This window comes from Enterobacter sp. Res13-Sevr-PEC09-46 (assembly GCF_015672585.1).
Taxonomy (GTDB): Bacteria; Pseudomonadota; Gammaproteobacteria; order Enterobacterales; family Enterobacteriaceae; genus Enterobacter; species Enterobacter hormaechei_C.
The window spans coordinates 431907-449011 of the sequence record NZ_JADABR010000020.1 but is presented as its reverse complement, the minus strand read 5'-3'; the positions used below and the strand labels follow the sequence as shown (position 1 = coordinate 449011).

The window sequence follows — 17105 nt, the reverse complement described above, 5'->3', positions numbered from 1 at the left end:
TTCACACCTGAATAAGGCGATCCTATGAAACAAAAAGTGGTTAGCATTGGTGATATCAACGTGGCAAACGACCTGCCGTTCGTGCTGTTTGGCGGTATGAACGTTCTGGAATCCCGCGATCTCGCTATGCGCATCTGCGAACACTACGTGACCGTGACCCAAAAGCTGGGCATCCCGTACGTGTTTAAAGCCTCTTTTGACAAAGCCAACCGCTCCTCCATTCACTCCTACCGTGGCCCGGGCCTGGAAGAGGGGATGAAGATTTTCCAGGAGCTGAAACAGACGTTTGGCGTGAAAGTGATCACCGACGTGCACGAAGCGTCTCAGGCACAGCCCGTGGCTGATGTGGTAGACGTGATTCAGCTTCCGGCGTTCCTCGCTCGCCAGACTGACCTGGTAGAAGCGATGGCGAAAACCGGTGCCGTGATTAACGTGAAAAAACCGCAGTTCGTGAGCCCTGGCCAGATGGGTAACATCGTCGACAAGTTTATCGAAGGCGGTAACGACCAGGTGATCCTCTGCGACCGTGGTTCAAACTTCGGTTATGACAACCTGGTTGTGGATATGCTGGGCTTCAGCGTGATGAAGAACGTCTCTAACCAGTCCCCGGTGATTTTCGACGTGACCCACTCCCTGCAATGCCGCGACCCGTTTGGCGCCGCGTCTGGCGGGCGTCGTGCGCAGGTGACCGAACTGGCGCGCGCCGGTATGGCAACCGGCCTGGCGGGTCTGTTCATTGAAGCGCACCCGGATCCGGCTAACGCGAAATGCGACGGTCCATCCGCGCTGCCGCTGGATAAGCTGGAGCCGTTCCTGAAACAGATCAAAGCGATTGACGATCTGGTGAAGAGCTTCGACGAGCTGGATACCAGCAACTAATAAAAAAACCCGCTTCGGCGGGTTTTTTTATGGGGCATATTGCCGGGTGGCGCTGCGCTTACCCGGCCTACAAAACCCGTAGGCCCTGCAAGCGAAGCGCCGCTGGGCAAAAAGGCTACGCAAATATCGTCATCAGATACGCAATAAACAGCGCCATATGCGCCGCGCCGTTCAGCACATTGGTGCGGCCGGTGGAGAAGGATATCTGGCACAGCAGCAAGGATGCCACCATCACAATCATCTCTGGCGCACCCAGCGCAAACTGCAATTCATTTCCCGTCATAAAGGCAATCAACGTCACCACCGGAACGGTAAGGGAGATGGTCGCCAGAACGGAGCCGAAGAACAGATTCATCGCACGCTGCACCTGATTATTGAGCACCGCTTTCAGCGCTCCCAGGCCTTCTGGCGACAGGATCAACAGGGCCACCAGGAAACCGGTAAAGGCGACCGGCGCGTTCAGTTCAGTTAACAGCGCCTCCAGCGGGTTCGCATTCATCTTGGTGACAGCAATAACGGCAATCAGATGCACGATCAGCCAAACCGTATGCCACGCGCTGCTGTGCGCCGACGGCTTACCGTGATGCGGGTCATCGTCGTCGCCGTCGTCTTCATGCTCGTAAACAAACAGGCTCTGGTGCGTTTTGGTCTGGATCAGCAGGAACACGCCGTACATCGCCGCGGAAATCAGCGCCACCAGCAGCGCCTGGCCGGTGGTGAAATTTGCACCCGGCAGCGCCATCGGGAACACCAGCACAATAATCGCCAGCGGGAACAGGGCGATCAGGTACTGTTTAATGCCAAAGAGGTTCATGTACTGGGTGGCAAATTTGCGACCACCTAATAAAAGTGAAAAACCGACCAGGCCGCCGGTAACAATCATAATGATGGAGTAGAGCGTATCGCGCATTAGCGTTGGCGCGGCGTCGCCGGTGGCCATTAATGCGGAAATTAAACTGACTTCAAGGATCACAACCGAAAGGCTTAAAATTAATGACCCATACGGCTCTCCAAGACGGTGGGCTAAAACATCCGCATGGCGTACCACGCTAAATGCACTGGTTAAAATACCCACCAGAGCCAGAATATTGATCCCCACAACCACTGGCAATGACTGACTGCTTCCCCAGAAGAGCAGCACAGCCAGTGCCAGAACCGGGAAAATGAGAGAGGTCTCCTTGTGGCGGGTTTTTACCGCCTCGTGTGTTGCTGTCATGTGTTTCTCCAACAATGCAGGTGCTTGTAATTATAGATAGATTTTAAAGGTATTAAATTAACAGAAATCTGTTAAATACCCTGTATTTTTTACTTAATTTTACCCTTTATTATAATTTTTATGCCTGAGGCTTATAATGCCTTATTTCTGTTAAATATTAGTTTAATAACAATGAATTGCATTTTTATATTGTTCATTTCTTTCTGTCGGGTGGCACCCTCGCGTATCGTCGTCCACACTTATCTTTTAGCCAAAAGAGAAGTTAACAATGCCATACAAATCGAAAAGCGAATTACCGGATAACGTGCAAAACGTATTGCCTGCCCACGCCCAGGATATCTACAAAGAAGCCTTTAACAGTGCCTGGGATCAGTACAAAGATAAAGAAGATCGCCGGGACGATGCCAGCCGTGAAGAGACGGCGCATAAGGTGGCCTGGGCCGCGGTGAAAAATGACTATGAGAAAGGGGACGATGATAAATGGCACAAAAAGAAATAGCCGCCAAATAACACGCTGCCTCCATTTTGACATTTCAGGCGGTTGACCTGCCGCTGTATTGCATCTGGCCCGCGAATTGCTTATCGTTGCTCAACTGCTGTTAAAATGAACAGCACGGAATGCCGGGAAGGCGAATTACAGATGTCGCAAGGAAGCATGCAGTGGCGGAGGTGGAATGTGTTAACGCGTGATTTCTTGATGAAGGCAGATTGTAAGACGGCATTTGGTGCTATTGAGGAATCGCTTCTGTGGTCGGCTGAACAACGTGCGGCGTCGCTTGCGGCAACGCTGGCCTGCCGCCCGGATGATGGTCCGGTCTGGATCTTTGGTTACGGCTCGCTGATGTGGAACCCGGCGCTCGAATTTGTTGAATCAGCAACCGGAACGCTGCCTGGGTGGCACCGCGCCTTTTGTTTGCGCCTGACCGCCGGACGCGGCAGCGCGTGCCAGCCAGGACGCATGCTTGCACTAAAAGAGGGCGGGCGCACCACGGGCGTGGCATACCGGCTGCCGGATACCACGCTGGAAGATGAGCTGACGCTGCTGTGGAAGCGCGAGATGATCACGGGCTGCTATATGCCCAGCTGGTGCAAGCTGGAACTGGATGACGGGCGCACCGTCAACGCGCTGGTGTTCATTATGGATCCGCGCCACCCGCTGTATGAAGCCGATACCCGAACCCAGGTGATTGCCCCGCTGATTGCCGCCGCCAGCGGACCGCTGGGCACTAACGCCCAGTACCTTTTCTCGCTAGATCAGGAGCTGACGCGTCTCGGCATGCAGGACGACTGTCTGAGTGAGCTGGTGGTGAAGGTGAAAGCGCTGCTGGAAGGGAACCCGCTTAGCAATACGCTGCGGCCGGGTTTTGCCTGATAATACGCCCGGCTGACCGGGCGTTTACGGTTATGCCGCCACGTAACTTACGGAATGTTCGAGCGACTGGCTGTGGCTGTCGATCAGCACATCCCAGGTGCCGGTGTAAGGCACCGTCAGCCAGGCCTTATCGTCCTGGACGGTAAGGATATCTGCCTGCGATTGCTTCTGTCCTTTTGTACTCATCAGATGGATGCGGCAACGCTCTGAGCAACGTACCACCACCGTATCCCCGCCAAACAGTTTCAGACTCGTTTTAACTCGTGCCATTTTATACCCCGTCGTTTTTGCCCATCCCGAGCGTGATGTTGTTCACAATTTACTCATTGCATAACACCAAAGGGGCAGGGGTGGGATGCTGATTTCGATCAAAAAATGGCGCAACGATTAAACAAAAATGACAAAATCCCTGAAACCTTTCAGCGGACGCGCGTTTTCCCTGCTTAACGCGCGCCCCGGAAAAATTATATGCGGAAATGGCCAGCGGTCTCAGCAAGGTCGCCCGCCTGGCTTTGCAGCGCGCTGGCCGCCGCAGCAGACTGTACAACAAGCTCGGCGTTCTGCTGTACCATGCGATCCAGGTGAGTCACCGCGTGGTTAATCTCATGGATCCCTTTCATCTGCTCCCGGGTGGCAATGGATATTTCACGCATAATGCCAGACACGCTCCCGACGCTGGCGCGGATCTCATCCATGCTGTCGCCCGCAAGGTGCACAAACCGGGAGCCGGTTGCAACGCTTTCGGTGGTGGAATCAATAAGGGATTTGATCTCCTTCGCCGCCTGAGCGCTGCGGCTGGCCAGGTTACGTACTTCCCCCGCAACGACCGCGAACCCACGGCCTTGTTCCCCGGCACGCGCCGCTTCCACCGAGGCGTTAAGCGCCAGAATATTAGTCTGGAAGGCGATGCCGTCAATGACGCTGGTGATATCGCCGATTTTCGCGGAAGCCAGTTCGATGGACTGCATGGTGCTGATGGCCTGAGCGACGACGTCGCCGCCGCGGGATGCGGCGGCAGAGGCCTTGCTCGCCTGTTCGTTCGCTTCTGCTGCCGACTCGTTTGACTGCGTAACGGAGGCCGTGATCTCTTCCACGGCGCTGGCGGTTTCGCGAAGGCTTGATGCCGCCTGCTCGGTACGCCCGGAAAGATCCTGATTACCTGCCGCAATCTCATGCGCGGCGTTTTTCACTGAGGCGCTGGCATCACGCAGCTGGACCATCACCACAGAAAGCTTATCGCTGAAGGCGTTAAACGCCTGCGCAATTTGCGCCACTTCATCGCCCCCCTTATCCGGCAGACGCTGCGACAGATCGTTAGTACCGTTGGCAATGCTGTTCATCGCGTCACGGATACCGGACAGCCGCTTAAGCAGGCGGGCAATCAGGAGGTGCATGAGGGCTCCGCTCAGCAGGGCGAGGATCGCCAGAGACAGTGCAGATGCTTTTAGCAATGACCGCATCCCGGCGGTGGCATCGACGTTATCGAACGCCACAACCAGCAGCCAGTGCGTCCCCGGTACGGCGGTGGCCAGGAACGTTTTTTCGCGTCCGTTAAACGTTCCGTCAACCAGGTTGCCGCTTTTCAGGGTGGCAAAATCGGTCCCTTTGATCGTCTCCGTAAAAGGCTTAAGCGTCAACGCAGGATCGCTGCCGGCAATAACGGTGCCGTTGCTGTCCAGAAGCAGTCCGCTGCTGGCCGGAGTCGGGTGAATACCGCGCACGTTAGCCACCACGCTGTCCATTGCCACATCGCCCGCCACCACCGCTTTCAGGGCACCTTGCTCTTTAACGGGTACCGCGAACGTCACCACCAGTTTCCCGGTGCCCGCGTCCACATAGGGTGCAGTCACTACCGGGCCATCAGCGCTGACGACCTGCTGATACCACGGGCGAAGGGTGGGATCGTAATCAGCGGGTACCCCGGTTGGGTCAGAAAATTTAGCCGTTTTGCTGGCATAACCCACGTAGACGTTGGTGAATCCACCCGCCAGCGCAAGCTGTTTAAACACCGGAACCGGATCGTCGCTGAGCGCGACTGGCTGCGCCGAGGTGATGACGGTCATTTTGCTGTTCACCCAGTCGGCAATCGCCATGTTGTGGCTGGCGCTGGTGCTGGTCAGAATATCGCGCTGCGACTGCTGATTATCCTGGCGCGTGACCTGAAAGTTAATAATGGTATTAAGAAGAAGGGCGACGACCAGACAGCCTGTCGTCGCGGCAATGATGCGGGCGCGAATGGATCTGAACATAAGTGTAATACCTGCTGTGTTGTTTCCATGCCTATCGGCAACGGTGCAGGTAAACTTGATGCTGAAACCGCGTCCATAAGAAAATAATATTTTTAGCGGGTTATTATTAAAAAGTTAATACTTTATCGGCGGAAAGCGTCCATTCAGCCAGCTCCACCAGCGTACCAATTTCCACGCCATCAATCAGCGGCAGCCCGGTAATGCCGCGCCCGTCGGTACAGGTTTTGCACAGTTTGACCGCAACGTTTTGCGCGGTCAGGATCTCCAGCATTTGTTGAATGTTGTAGCCCTCTGCGGGTTTCTGCCCCTTCAGCCCGGCCGTGACGGCATCGGACATCAAAAAGAGGCGCAGCTCCAGCTCACTCTCCTTATCGCGCAGCGCGATTGCCAGGCGCAGGCTGTTAAAAAGGGATTCACTGCCGTAGGCCGCACCGTTGGCGACGATCACAATCTTCTGCATGTTGACTCCTGTTCTTTGAAAAGGCACGAATATTGCTTCTCGTACCGAAGAATACGTATCGGGGAGAGAAACGATGACGATAGTGGCTGGCAGTTCCCCTGGCGCAACCGAATGGTTCCAGCGTGCGAGAATGTTGCGCGAGGAACAGCTCGGCAGACTGGCGCAGCTGGGCGCACTGGTGAACGGCATCAGTCGACTGGTGCATATGCTACAGTGCGAGCGCGGTGCGTCAAATGTCTGGCTCTGCTCGCAGGGCAAATTGTACGCGCCTGAATGCAAGGCCAGCAGGGCCCTGGTGGATGAAAACCTCGCCGCATTGCACCTTCAGTTTAACGAACCGCTGCCGGGCAGCGCCCTGTGCGAACGTATTGCCAGCGCACTGCACGGCCTTGAGACGCTAACGGCGCTGCGTGATGGCGTTACAGGTCAATGCGTCACCGCGCCGCAGGCGATGGAACATTACAGCCGCATACTGCGACATTTGCTCAGTATCGTACCCCAACTCAGCGACAGCATTGACGATCCGCACATCGCGGGCCGATTTGTGGCCCTTTACAGCCTGATGCAGGGCAAAGAACTTGTGGGACAAGAGCGGGCGCTGGGGGCTATTGGTTTCACCCAGGGATTCTTTGACGATGAAACCCGCCAGCGGCTGGTGGATCGCATTGATGGCCAGCAGGCCTGCTTTGAGGTTTTTATCTCCCATTGCACTCCAGACGTGCAGGAGACGTTTATCCTCAACTGCCAGCCGGGTCTGGAGACTGAAAAACTCAGGCGTGAAGCGTGCACCCGCCAGCCTCCGGCAGATAACGGCGATACCGCCCTCAAATGGTTTGCCCTGCAAACCGCGCGCCTTGAGCACCTGCGCACGCTGGAGGAGGTGGCAATTGCCGATCTGATGACGGCAGTTGAGGAGCGTCGCTATAGCGAAAACCTGCACGCAGACGATGAGCACGACGATATCCTGGCGCGATTTCCGGATAAACCGCTGCTGCCGCTGGTGCGCCAGCAGGCGCGTGAAATTGAGCAACTCTCCCGTCAGCTTGCTTCCCTGCGCGACACGCTGGAGGAGCGTAAGACCATCGACAAAGCCAAAAGCGTGCTGATGACGCACCAGAACATGAGCGAGGAGCAGGCGTGGACCGCGCTGCGCAAAATGGCGATGGATAAAAACCAACGCATGGTGGATATCGCCCGTGCGCTGCTTACGGTGAAAAATCTGTGGAAGATACCCCCTGGGGAGTAGTTGCACAGTCAGTGGGCATTTTATGCCTGATTGAGGTGCGTAAAACAGCGCTCTTCTTGCAGAAACCCCGTAACGCCGGGGATGAAAAGCTGGCATTACCTTTGCATTAACAGATTAACCATTTTCGACGATGCGCCAACGGCGGTGCATGCGTCTTCAGGATAAAGGCGTCCAGCGGTGCTTCAGCACCGTCGGGCGCTTTTTTTTGCCTTTTTTCAGGAGCAATTATGGCGGATTTGTCGAGACGGCGGTTATTGCAGGCCAGCATGCTGGCGAGTGGTGCGATGCTGTTGCCGGGTGTCATGCAGGCCGCATGGGCGGCGGGGTCAGATAAGCCGGAGCAGGATACCGTGCGTATCGGGTTTATACCTCTGACCGATTGCGCGCCCGTGGTTATCGCGGCCCTGAAGGGGTTCGATAAAAAACACGGCATTACCATTGTACCGACCAAAGAGGCGAGCTGGGCGGCGGTGCGCGACAAGCTGGTGGCGGGCGAACTGGACGCCGCACACATTCTTTACGGCCTGCTGTACGGTCTGGAGCTGGGGATCGCGGGCAAGCCACAGCAGATGGCGAACCTGATGACCCTCAATCAGAACGGACAGGCCATTACGCTCTCCAGCGATCTGGCGGAGAGGGGCGTTCGTGACCTCGACGGGCTGAAAAAGCTGATTGCGCAGCAGGCGCCGGGAACCTACACCTTCGCGCATACCTTCCCGACGGGGACGCACGCCATGTGGCTCTACTACTGGCTGGCCAGCGCGGGGATTAACCCGTTTGACGATGTGCGCACTGTGGTGGTGCCGCCGCCGCAGATGGTGATGAACATGCGCATTGGCAACATGGTCGGGTTTTGCGTTGGCGAGCCGTGGAACGCGCGGGCGATTAACGACCGAATCGGGTTTACCGCCGCCACGTCGCAGTCCATCTGGGCCGATCACCCGGAAAAAATCCTCGGCACCCGACGCGACTGGGTGGCGAAAAATCCGCACACCGCACGGGCGCTGGTGAGCGCCGTGATGGAAGCCGCGCGCTGGATCGAGGCGTCAGCGGAAAACAAACGCGAAACCGCGCAGATCCTCTCGCGCCGCGCCTGGCTCAACTGCAAGGAACAGTATCTCACCGGACGCATGCTCGGCGAGTACGACAACGGGGTCGGTCAGCGCTGGCAGGATGCGCACCCGATCCGTTTCTTCAACGAGGGTGCCGTGAGCTACCCGTATCTCTCCGACGGCATGTGGTTCTTAACCCAGTTCCGCCGCTGGGGCTTGCTCAACGCCGCGCCGGATTACGCGGGCATTGCACAGCGCATTAACCAGACCGCGGTCTGGCAGGATGCCGCGACCGCCGTGGGCGGCATGTCCACACCGTCATCACCGTATCGCAGCAGCACCCTGATGGACGGCACCGTCTGGAACGGCACCGATCCGGAAGGGTACGCCAACCGCTTCGCCATTCACCGTAAAGGGGCCTGAGTATGCAGCATCTGCAAAATGCAAAACCACAAGAGACGTCAGAGAGCGGGGAAGTGATTGTCCTGCCTCCGCTACAGGTTCGCCGTCGTACGCCAGCGTTTACGCGTCGGATGAATGATTTTTTACAGCGCGTCATCCCGGCGCTGCTCGGTCTCGGCCTGCTGGTGGTGCTCTGGCAGCTGGCGGCGATAAACAGTAAAGGCTTTCCGACGCCGCTCAGCACGCTCGATTCGGCCATGACCCTGTTTGCCGATCCGTTTTATCGCGACGGGCCAAACGATATGGGCATTGGCTGGAACGTGCTGGCGTCGTTGCAGCGCGTCGCCATCGGCTTCGGTCTGGCAGCGATGGCGGGCATTCCGCTGGGCTTTTTGATTGGCCGCTTCACCTTTTTCTCGCGCATGTTCAACCCGCTGATCGCGCTCCTGCGTCCGGTCAGCCCGCTGGCCTGGCTGCCTATCGGCCTGCTGCTGTTCCAGAAGGCGGAGCCTGCATCGAGCTGGACCATTTTTATCTGCTCCATCTGGCCGATGGTGATCAACACCGCTGAAGGGGTACGCCGTATTCCGCAGGACTACCTCAACGTGGCCCGCGTACTGCAACTCTCAGAGTGGACCATCATGCGTCGCATTCTTTTTCCCGCCGTACTGCCTGCGGTGCTGACCGGGGTACGCCTCTCCATTGGCATTGCCTGGCTGGTGATTGTCGCCGCCGAGATGCTCACCGGAGGTTTAGGCATTGGCTTCTGGATCTGGAATGAGTGGAACAACCTCAACGTCGAAAACATTCTCATCGCCATCGTCATCATTGGCGTGGTCGGGTTGCTGCTGGAGCAGGGGCTGATGCTGATCGCCCGTCGCTTTAGCTGGCAGGAAAAATAAGGAGTGAAGATGAAACCGTTAATTCAGGTCCAGGCCGTGAGCCAGCGTTTTTCCACCGCCAGCGGCGAGTTTCTGGCGCTGCAAAACGTCTCTTTTGATATCCACGAGGGCGAAACCGTCAGTCTGATTGGTCACTCCGGCTGCGGCAAGTCGACGCTGTTAAACTTGATCGCCGGGATCACGCTGCCGACGGAAGGCGGGCTGATTTGCGACAACCGCGAAATCGCCGGGCCGGGGCCCGAGCGCGCGGTGGTGTTCCAGAACCATTCGCTGCTGCCGTGGCTGACCTGCTTCGACAACGTGGCGCTTGCGGTGGATCAGGTCTTCCGTCACACCATGAGTAAGGCCGAGCGCAAAGCGTGGATTGAGCACAACCTCGACCGCGTGCAGATGGGCCACGCGCTGCATAAGCGCCCCGGGGAGATCTCCGGCGGTATGAAGCAGCGCGTCGGGATTGCCCGGGCGCTGGCAATGAAGCCGAAAGTGCTGCTGATGGATGAGCCGTTTGGCGCGCTCGATGCGCTGACGCGTGCCCATCTTCAGGACTCGGTGATGCAGATCCAGCAGGCGCTGAACACCACCATCGTGCTCATCACCCACGATGTGGACGAGGCGGTACTGCTCTCTGACCGCGTACTGATGATGACCAACGGCCCGGCGGCCACCGTGGGTGAGATCCTGCGCGTCGATCTGCCGCGCCCGCGCAACAGGGTGCAGCTGGCGGATGACAGCCGCTATCACCACATGCGCCAGCAGATCCTCCATTTCCTCTACGAAAAACAGCCGAAAGCGGCGTAATGAGGGGGCACGATGCGACTGGTCATTATCGGTAATGGTATGGCGGCAACCCGGCTGATTGCGTCGCTCACCGGGCGTGTTCCCGGTCGTTTCGCTATCACCGTCATCGGTGACGAGCCTGAGCAGGCGTACAACCGCATCCAGCTTTCACCGGTGCTGGGTGGCGAAAAGCAGGCGGAGCACATCTGTCTGCACGATGAAGACTGGTACACGGCACGAGGCGTGACGGTGCTGCGAGGAGAAAAGGCGCTCGCAGTAGACGTCAACGCGCGTGAAGTGCATACCTCTGCTCGCACGCTGGGCTGGGATGCGCTGGTGTTTGCCACCGGGTCTACCCCTGTAGTGCCGCCGATCCCCGGCGGCGATGCACCGCATGTGTTCACCTTTCGCACCCTGGCAGAGACCCGCGCCATCCAGAATATCTCCGGGCCGGCGGTAGTGCTGGGCGGCGGCGTACTCGGCGTGGAGGCAGCGGCAGCGCTGGCGCGAAACGGTGACAACGTCACGCTTATCCATCGCGGCACGTGGCTGATGGAACAGCAGCTGGATCAGCAGACGGGACTGCTGCTTGACGAGGCGCTGGCGAAGCGGGGCGTACGCTGTGAACTCGCCTCCGGCATCACGGCCATCACTGACGATGCCGTGACGTTGCTCGACGGACGCCGCATCGCCGCCACGCGCGTGGTGCTGGCTACGGGTGTACAGCCCAACGTCGCGCTGGCAAAAGCCAGCGGCATTCGCTGCGCGCGCGGCATCGTGGTGGATCAGCAGATGCAAACCTCCGTGCCGGATATCTACGCCATCGGCGAGTGCTGCGAAATTGACGGCCAGACGTTTGGCCTGGTCGCCCCCTGTCTGGCGCAGGCGGATATTCTTGCCGCGCGGCTGGCCGGGGAGGTCACCGCGCCGTTTACCCTGACCGACAACGGCGTGCGCCTTAAGGTGACCGGCGTGGCGCTGTTCAGCCTCGGACGCGCGACGGCGCAGGCGGACGATGTGGTCTGGAGTTCATGGGACCCGCTGACCCGTCACTATCGACGTTTACTGATCCATCAGGGGGCGCTGGCTGGCGTGCTGCTGATGGGTGACTGCCGCAGCGCGGCAACCTTTACCGATTTACTGGCAACGGCTGCGCCCGCCCACGCGGACTGGCTGTTCGATCGTTTCACAACGCAACAGCAGGTTGCAGGACAGAACGCTATGACAAAACCTACTCTGGTGGTGGTTGGGCACGGTATGGTCGGCCATCATTTCCTCGAAGACTGCGTCAACCGCAATTTGCATCAGCAGTATCAGATTATTGTTTTTGGCGAAGAGCGCTATGCCGCCTATGACCGCGTGCATCTGTCGGAATATTTTGGCGGACGCAGCGCGGACTCGCTCTCGCTGGTGGCGGGGGAGTTCTTTGCCGATAACGGCATTGAGCTGCGCCTCTCGCAGCAGATCGTCGCTATCGATCGTGATGCACACGTAGTGCGTACCGCCAGTGGCCATGAGACTCACTGGGACAAGCTGGTGCTGGCGACCGGCTCGTACCCGTTCGTACCACCCGTTCCGGGCAACGATCTGCCGGGTTGTTTTGTCTACCGCACCCTCGACGATCTGGACAACATTGCGGCCCATGCGGCAGGCTCTCGCCGCGGTGTGGTGATTGGCGGCGGCCTGCTGGGGCTGGAGGCGGCGAATGCGCTTAAGCAGCTCGGGCTGGAAACTCACGTGGTGGAGTTTGCGCCGAACCTGATGGCGGTGCAGCTCGACAGCGACGGCGCGGCAATGCTGCGCAAGAAAATTGAGGCGCTGGGCGTAGGGGTGCACACCAGTAAATCGACGACGGAGATTGCCTCCGCAGACGACGGGCTGGTGCTGCGCTTTGCCGATGGCGAGCAGCTGGAAACGGACATGGTGGTCTTCTCTGCCGGTATTCGGCCGCAGGACGCGCTGGCGCGCAGCAGCGGGCTGGCTGTCGGCGAGCGCGGCGGGATCTGCATTGACGACGTCTGCCGGACTTCCGATCAGGACGTGCTTGCCATCGGGGAATGCGCGCTGTGGGAGGGGAAAATCTTTGGCCTGGTGGCCCCGGGCTACCAGATGGCGCGCGTGGCCGCCGCTGTGCTGGCGGGTGAGGAGAAGCGCTTCACCGGCGCGGATATGAGTACCAAACTCAAGTTGCTGGGGGTGGATGTGGCGTCGTTTGGCGATGCCCACGGGCGCACGCCGGGCGCGCTGAGCTACCAGTGGACGCACGGGCCGCAGCAAATCTACAAAAAAATTGTGGTCAGCCACGACAGCAAAACGCTGCTGGGCGGCGTGCTGGTGGGCGATGCCAGCGAATACGCCACGCTGGTGCAGATGATGCTCAACGGCATCAGCCTGCCAAAAGAGCCGGAAACGCTGATCTTACCCGCGTCGTCAGGCAGCGCGCCGAAAGCGCTGGGCGTGGCGGCGCTGCCGGAAAGCGCGCAGATCTGTTCGTGTCATAACGTCAGCAAAGGGGATATCTGCCAGGCGGTAAGCGCGGGTGCGACGGATATCGGCGCCATTAAGCAGTGCACCAAAGCCGCGACCGGCTGCGGAGGCTGTAGCGCGCTGGTGAAGCAGGTGATGGAGTTCCAGCTTGCGGAGCAGGGCGTGGAGGTGAAGAAAGATATCTGCGAACACTTCCCGTACTCGCGTCAGGAGATTTACCACCTGGTGCGCGTCAACCATATCCGCACCTTCGACCAGCTTATCAGCCGCTACGGTCAGGGGCACGGGTGCGAGATCTGTAAGCCGCTGGTGGGATCGGTATTGGCTTCCTGCTGGAACGAGTATCTGCTGAAACCGGCGCATCTGCCATTGCAGGACACCAACGACCGCTATTTCGCCAATATTCAGAAGGACGGAACCTACTCCATCGTCCCGCGGATGCCGGCGGGTGAAGTGACCGCCGACGGGCTGATCGCCATCGGCCAGATCGCGAAACGCTATAGCCTTTACAGCAAAATTACCGGCGGGCAGCGTATTGACCTGTTTGGCGCCACGCTCGAGCAGTTGCCGGAAATCTGGCAGGCGCTGGTGGAGGCCGGGTTTGAGACCGGACATGCTTACGGGAAATCCCTGCGCACGGTGAAATCCTGCGTCGGGTCGACCTGGTGTCGCTACGGCGTGCAGGATTCCACCGGCCTCGCGGTCAGGCTGGAGCACCGCTACAAGGGGCTGCGCGCGCCGCACAAAATCAAAATGGCGGTCTCCGGCTGTACCCGTGAGTGCGCAGAGGCGCAGAGCAAAGACGTAGGGGTGATTGCCACGGACAAAGGCTGGAACCTCTATCTGTGCGGCAACGGCGGGATGAAGCCGCGCCACGCGGATCTCTTCGCCAGCGATCTGGACGACGAAACGCTGATCCGCACCGTTGACCGTTTCCTGATGTTCTACATTCGCACGGCAGATCGTCTGCAACGCACCAGTACCTGGATGGATAACCTGGAAGGCGGCCTCGACTATCTGCGCGAGGTGATCCTCAACGACAGCCTGGGGATCGCCCACGAGCTGGAGCAGGAGATGGCCCGGGTGGTGGAGACCTACCAGTGCGAATGGCAAACCACCCTTAACGATCCTGACCGCCTGGCGCTGTTCCGCACCGCGGTGAACGTCCCCGCCGCGGAGGAGAACATGCGCTGGCAGGAAATTTGTAATATCGACGAGATCCCGGAGCAGGCGGGCATTGGCGCGCATCTTGGGCGCAAACCGATTGCGTTGTTCCGCTTTGGCAAAACCGTTTATGCCCTCGACGATCGGGAGCCGGGCAGCCGCGCGAACGTGCTCTCACGCGGCATCCTCGGCGATGCGGCGGGGGAACCGGTGGTGATCTCGCCGCTCTACAAGCAACGTATTCGTCTGCGCGACGGGTGTCAGGCTGAGAGCGGGGCGCCTGCGGTGCGTGCCTGGCCGGTAAAAATCGAAAACGGCAAGGTGTGGGTTGGAAATGAAGAGCTGGTGATGCGCGCGGAGGCCTCATGACGGAAACCCGGACAACGTGCCCTTACTGCGGGGTGGGCTGCGGCGTGGTCGCCAGCGCAGACGGTGAAAAGGTGAGCATTCGGGGGGATGAAACTCATCCGGCGAATTTCGGTCGTCTGTGCGTAAAAGGATCTGCCCTTGGGGAAACCACAGGGCTACAGGGACGCCTGCTGCGCCCGGTTGTCGATGGCCGGGAGGTGGCATGGCCGCAGGCGCTGGGCGAAGCGGGCGAGCGGCTGCGGAACATTATCAACGAATGGGGGCCGCAGGCGGTGGCGTTTTATGCCTCCGGCCAGCTGTTGACCGAGGATTACTATGCCGCCAACAAGCTGATGAAAGGCTTTATCGGGGCGGCGAACATTGATACCAACTCGCGGCTGTGCATGTCATCGGCGGTGGTGGGCTACAAACGCGCCTTCGGTGAAGACGTGGTGCCGTGCAGCTACGAGGACGTGGAAAACAGCGATCTGGTGGTACTCGTTGGCTCGAACGCGGCCTGGACGCATCCGGTGCTGTATCAGCGGCTGGTGCAGGCAAAACACAACAATCCGCAGATGAAAGTGGTCGTGATCGATCCGCGTAAAACCGCCACCTGCGATATCGCCGATCTCCACCTCGCGCTCAGACCCGGCAGTGACGCCGGGCTGTTTGTGGGGTTGCTCAATCTGATTCAGGGGCGCGGCGAGTGGCCGATCCCTCGCGTGGCGGCGTTTTGCGATCTGCCTTCAGACGAGATTGGCACCTTCTACGACTGGTTTGTCACCGCGCCACGCGCGATCACGCTCTACACCATGGGGATCAACCAGTCCTCCAGCGGCAGCGACAAGTGCAACGCCATCATTAACGTGCATCTTGCCAGCGGGAAGTTCAACCGTCCTGGCTGCGGCCCGTTTTCGCTGACCGGACAGCCAAATGCCATGGGCGGGCGGGAAGTGGGGGGACTGGCGAATCAGCTGGCGGCGCACATGAACTTCGAGCCGGACGATCTCGCGCGCGTGGCGCGTTTCTGGGGAACGGAACGGCTGGCGCAGACCCCGGGCCTGATGGCGGTGGAACTGTTTGACGCCATTGCCCGCGGCGAGGTGAAGGCGGTGTGGATCATGGGCACCAACCCTGCCGTTTCACTTCCCGACAGCCACGCGGTGTGCCAGGCGCTGGCGGCCTGCCCGCTGGTCATGGTATCTGAGGTGATGCAGGAGACGGACACCAGCCGGTTTGCCCATATCCGTTTTCCCGCCCTGGGCTGGGGCGAGAAAAACGGCACGGTGACCAATTCTGAACGCCGTATCTCCCGCCAGCGCGCCTTTCTGCCTGCGCCGGGCGAGGCCAGACCGGACTGGTGGATCATCGCCCGGATCGCAGAGCAGCTCGGTTATGGCGATGCCTTCGCCTGGGAACACCCTCAGGAGATATTTTGTGAACATGCGGCGCTAACGGCGTTTGAAAATAACGGCGAACGGGCGCTAAACCTGCGCGAACTGGCGTCGCTGTCGCGAGAGGCGTGGGACGAGCTGGCGCCGTATCAGTGGCATGCCGGTGATTTCCCGCAAAGAACGCTTGTTCCGGTTGACCCCTCCCCGCATGGGGCAGGCGTCGACGAATTGTACCCCTTGATACTGAATACCGGGCGGATCCGCGATCAGTGGCACACCATGACGCGCACGGGGTATGTTCCGCGTCTGATGCAGCATATCGATGAGCCTTTTGTTGAGATGAACGCAACCGATGCGGCGCGCGCCGGGCTGACTGACGGCCAGCTGGCGCGGGTAAGCTCCCCGCGCGGAGTGATGGTTGCCAGAGTACGTATCTCCACCGCGCAGCGTGTAGGCGAGCTGTTTGCGCCGATGCACTGGAACGCGCAATTTGCCCGGCAGGGTAAGGTCAATGCGCTGGTGGAAGGGCGGGTTGATGCCGGGTCCGGCCAGCCGGAGAGTAAACAAACCGCGGTGAGGATCATGCCCTGGCTACCCGCCTGGCAGGGTGAACTGTATGCCCGCGAGCTGCCAGCGCTGCCGCCGTCGGTCTGCTGGTGGCGTAAAGCCTCACGTCTGACGGTGGCGGGGGAGCAGCCGTTGCTGTCGTGGATCATGGCGTACGCCAGCGGTCGGGGCTGGCAGTTACAGGTGGCACAGACGGGAGAACGCAGCAGCGTGCTCGCCTGGCATCACGGTGAGCTGATGCTGGGCTACTGGGAGGGCCATATGCTGCCGGCGCTGGCGCATGCGTTTATTGAAGAAGCCTTTGCTGCTGCGCCCGTCCAACTTGCTGAACGCCATGCGCTGCTGCACGGGCAACGGCCGGGCGAAGATGCCGATCCCGGGCGAATTATCTGTAGCTGCTTCAGCGTGGGTGAAAATACGATACGTAAGGCGATAGCCGGAGGCTGTGATTCTGCCGCAGCGCTGGGCGTGAAGCTGCGCTGCGGTACGAACTGCGGCTCCTGCGTGCCGGAGCTGAAAGGGCTGTTGGGATAGTGTAAGGGCGTCGGGTGGCGGCTTCGCACCGGTACGAATTTGTAGGTCGGGTAAGG

General features: G+C 59.4%; 13 protein-coding genes. 9 read left to right on the top strand and 4 right to left on the bottom strand.

All coding sequences use genetic code 11. From position 1 onward, the window contains the following. Positions 1-24 precede the first annotated feature (24 nt). On the top strand, positions 25-879 hold the full coding sequence (gene kdsA, locus IMQ56_RS15755; protein WP_003856671.1) for a 3-deoxy-8-phosphooctulonate synthase: 855 nt from the start codon (positions 25-27) through the stop codon (positions 877-879). 115 nt (positions 880-994) lie between these two features. Here kdsA and chaA read toward each other — a convergent pair whose 3' ends face one another. Beyond that, positions 995-2095: a sodium-potassium/proton antiporter ChaA gene (gene chaA, locus IMQ56_RS15750; protein ID WP_003856672.1), complete on the bottom strand. Its 1101-nt coding sequence runs from the start codon at positions 2093-2095 to the stop codon at positions 995-997. Between the two features lie 268 nt (positions 2096-2363). On the opposite strand from chaA, the gene chaB reads away from it, so the two are divergent. After that, a complete protein-coding gene (gene chaB / locus IMQ56_RS15745) occupies positions 2364-2594 on the top strand; it encodes a putative cation transport regulator ChaB (RefSeq protein ID WP_003856674.1) in 231 nt (76 codons plus the stop codon). A 177-nt stretch (positions 2595-2771) separates the two neighbouring features. Beyond that, positions 2772-3467 (top strand): gamma-glutamylcyclotransferase, encoded by a 696-nt coding sequence (locus tag IMQ56_RS15740; protein WP_017384255.1) that lies wholly within the window; start codon positions 2772-2774, stop codon positions 3465-3467. Positions 3468-3497: 30 nt separating this feature from the next. Here the strand turns inward: IMQ56_RS15740 and IMQ56_RS15735 are convergent, their stop codons facing one another. From IMQ56_RS15735 to IMQ56_RS15725, 3 genes are all read right to left on the bottom strand, one after another. Beyond that, the gene (locus IMQ56_RS15735) at positions 3498-3737 is read right to left on the bottom strand and encodes a hypothetical protein (RefSeq protein ID WP_015570352.1); all 240 of its coding nucleotides are present in this window, start codon (positions 3735-3737) and stop codon (positions 3498-3500) included. Positions 3738-3931: 194 nt separating this feature from the next. Next, positions 3932-5716: a methyl-accepting chemotaxis protein gene (locus tag IMQ56_RS15730; RefSeq protein WP_196064063.1), complete on the bottom strand. Its 1785-nt coding sequence runs from the start codon at positions 5714-5716 to the stop codon at positions 3932-3934. A gap of 106 nt (positions 5717-5822) precedes the next feature. Then, entirely contained in the window at positions 5823-6176 is a 354-nt protein-coding gene (locus IMQ56_RS15725) for a DsrE/DsrF/TusD sulfur relay family protein (RefSeq protein WP_017384253.1), read from the bottom strand. A gap of 73 nt (positions 6177-6249) precedes the next feature. On the opposite strand from IMQ56_RS15725, the gene nasR reads away from it, so the two are divergent. From nasR to IMQ56_RS15695, 6 genes are all read left to right on the top strand, one after another. Beyond that, positions 6250-7422, top strand: a complete 1173-nt coding sequence (gene nasR / locus IMQ56_RS15720; protein ID WP_033486841.1) for a nitrate regulatory protein NasR — start codon at positions 6250-6252, stop codon at positions 7420-7422. Positions 7423-7649: 227 nt separating this feature from the next. Continuing rightward, positions 7650-8897 (top strand): CmpA/NrtA family ABC transporter substrate-binding protein, encoded by a 1248-nt coding sequence (locus IMQ56_RS15715; RefSeq protein WP_045345075.1) that lies wholly within the window; start codon positions 7650-7652, stop codon positions 8895-8897. 2 nt (positions 8898-8899) lie between these two features. Then, on the top strand, positions 8900-9778 hold the full coding sequence (ntrB, locus tag IMQ56_RS15710; RefSeq protein WP_047747145.1) for a nitrate ABC transporter permease: 879 nt from the start codon (positions 8900-8902) through the stop codon (positions 9776-9778). A 9-nt stretch (positions 9779-9787) separates the two neighbouring features. Continuing rightward, positions 9788-10576 (top strand): ABC transporter ATP-binding protein, encoded by a 789-nt coding sequence (locus IMQ56_RS15705; protein WP_015570359.1) that lies wholly within the window; start codon positions 9788-9790, stop codon positions 10574-10576. A 12-nt stretch (positions 10577-10588) separates the two neighbouring features. Then, positions 10589-14575 carry a nitrite reductase large subunit NirB gene (nirB, locus tag IMQ56_RS15700; protein WP_196064062.1) on the top strand — a complete coding sequence of 1329 codons (3987 nt, stop codon included), beginning with the start codon at positions 10589-10591 and terminating at the stop codon, positions 14573-14575. Then, positions 14572-17049, top strand: a complete 2478-nt coding sequence (locus tag IMQ56_RS15695) for a nitrate reductase (protein ID WP_196065231.1) — start codon at positions 14572-14574, stop codon at positions 17047-17049. The genes nirB and IMQ56_RS15695 overlap by 4 nt, the downstream gene beginning before the upstream one ends. The last annotated feature ends 56 nt before the right edge of the window (positions 17050-17105 follow it).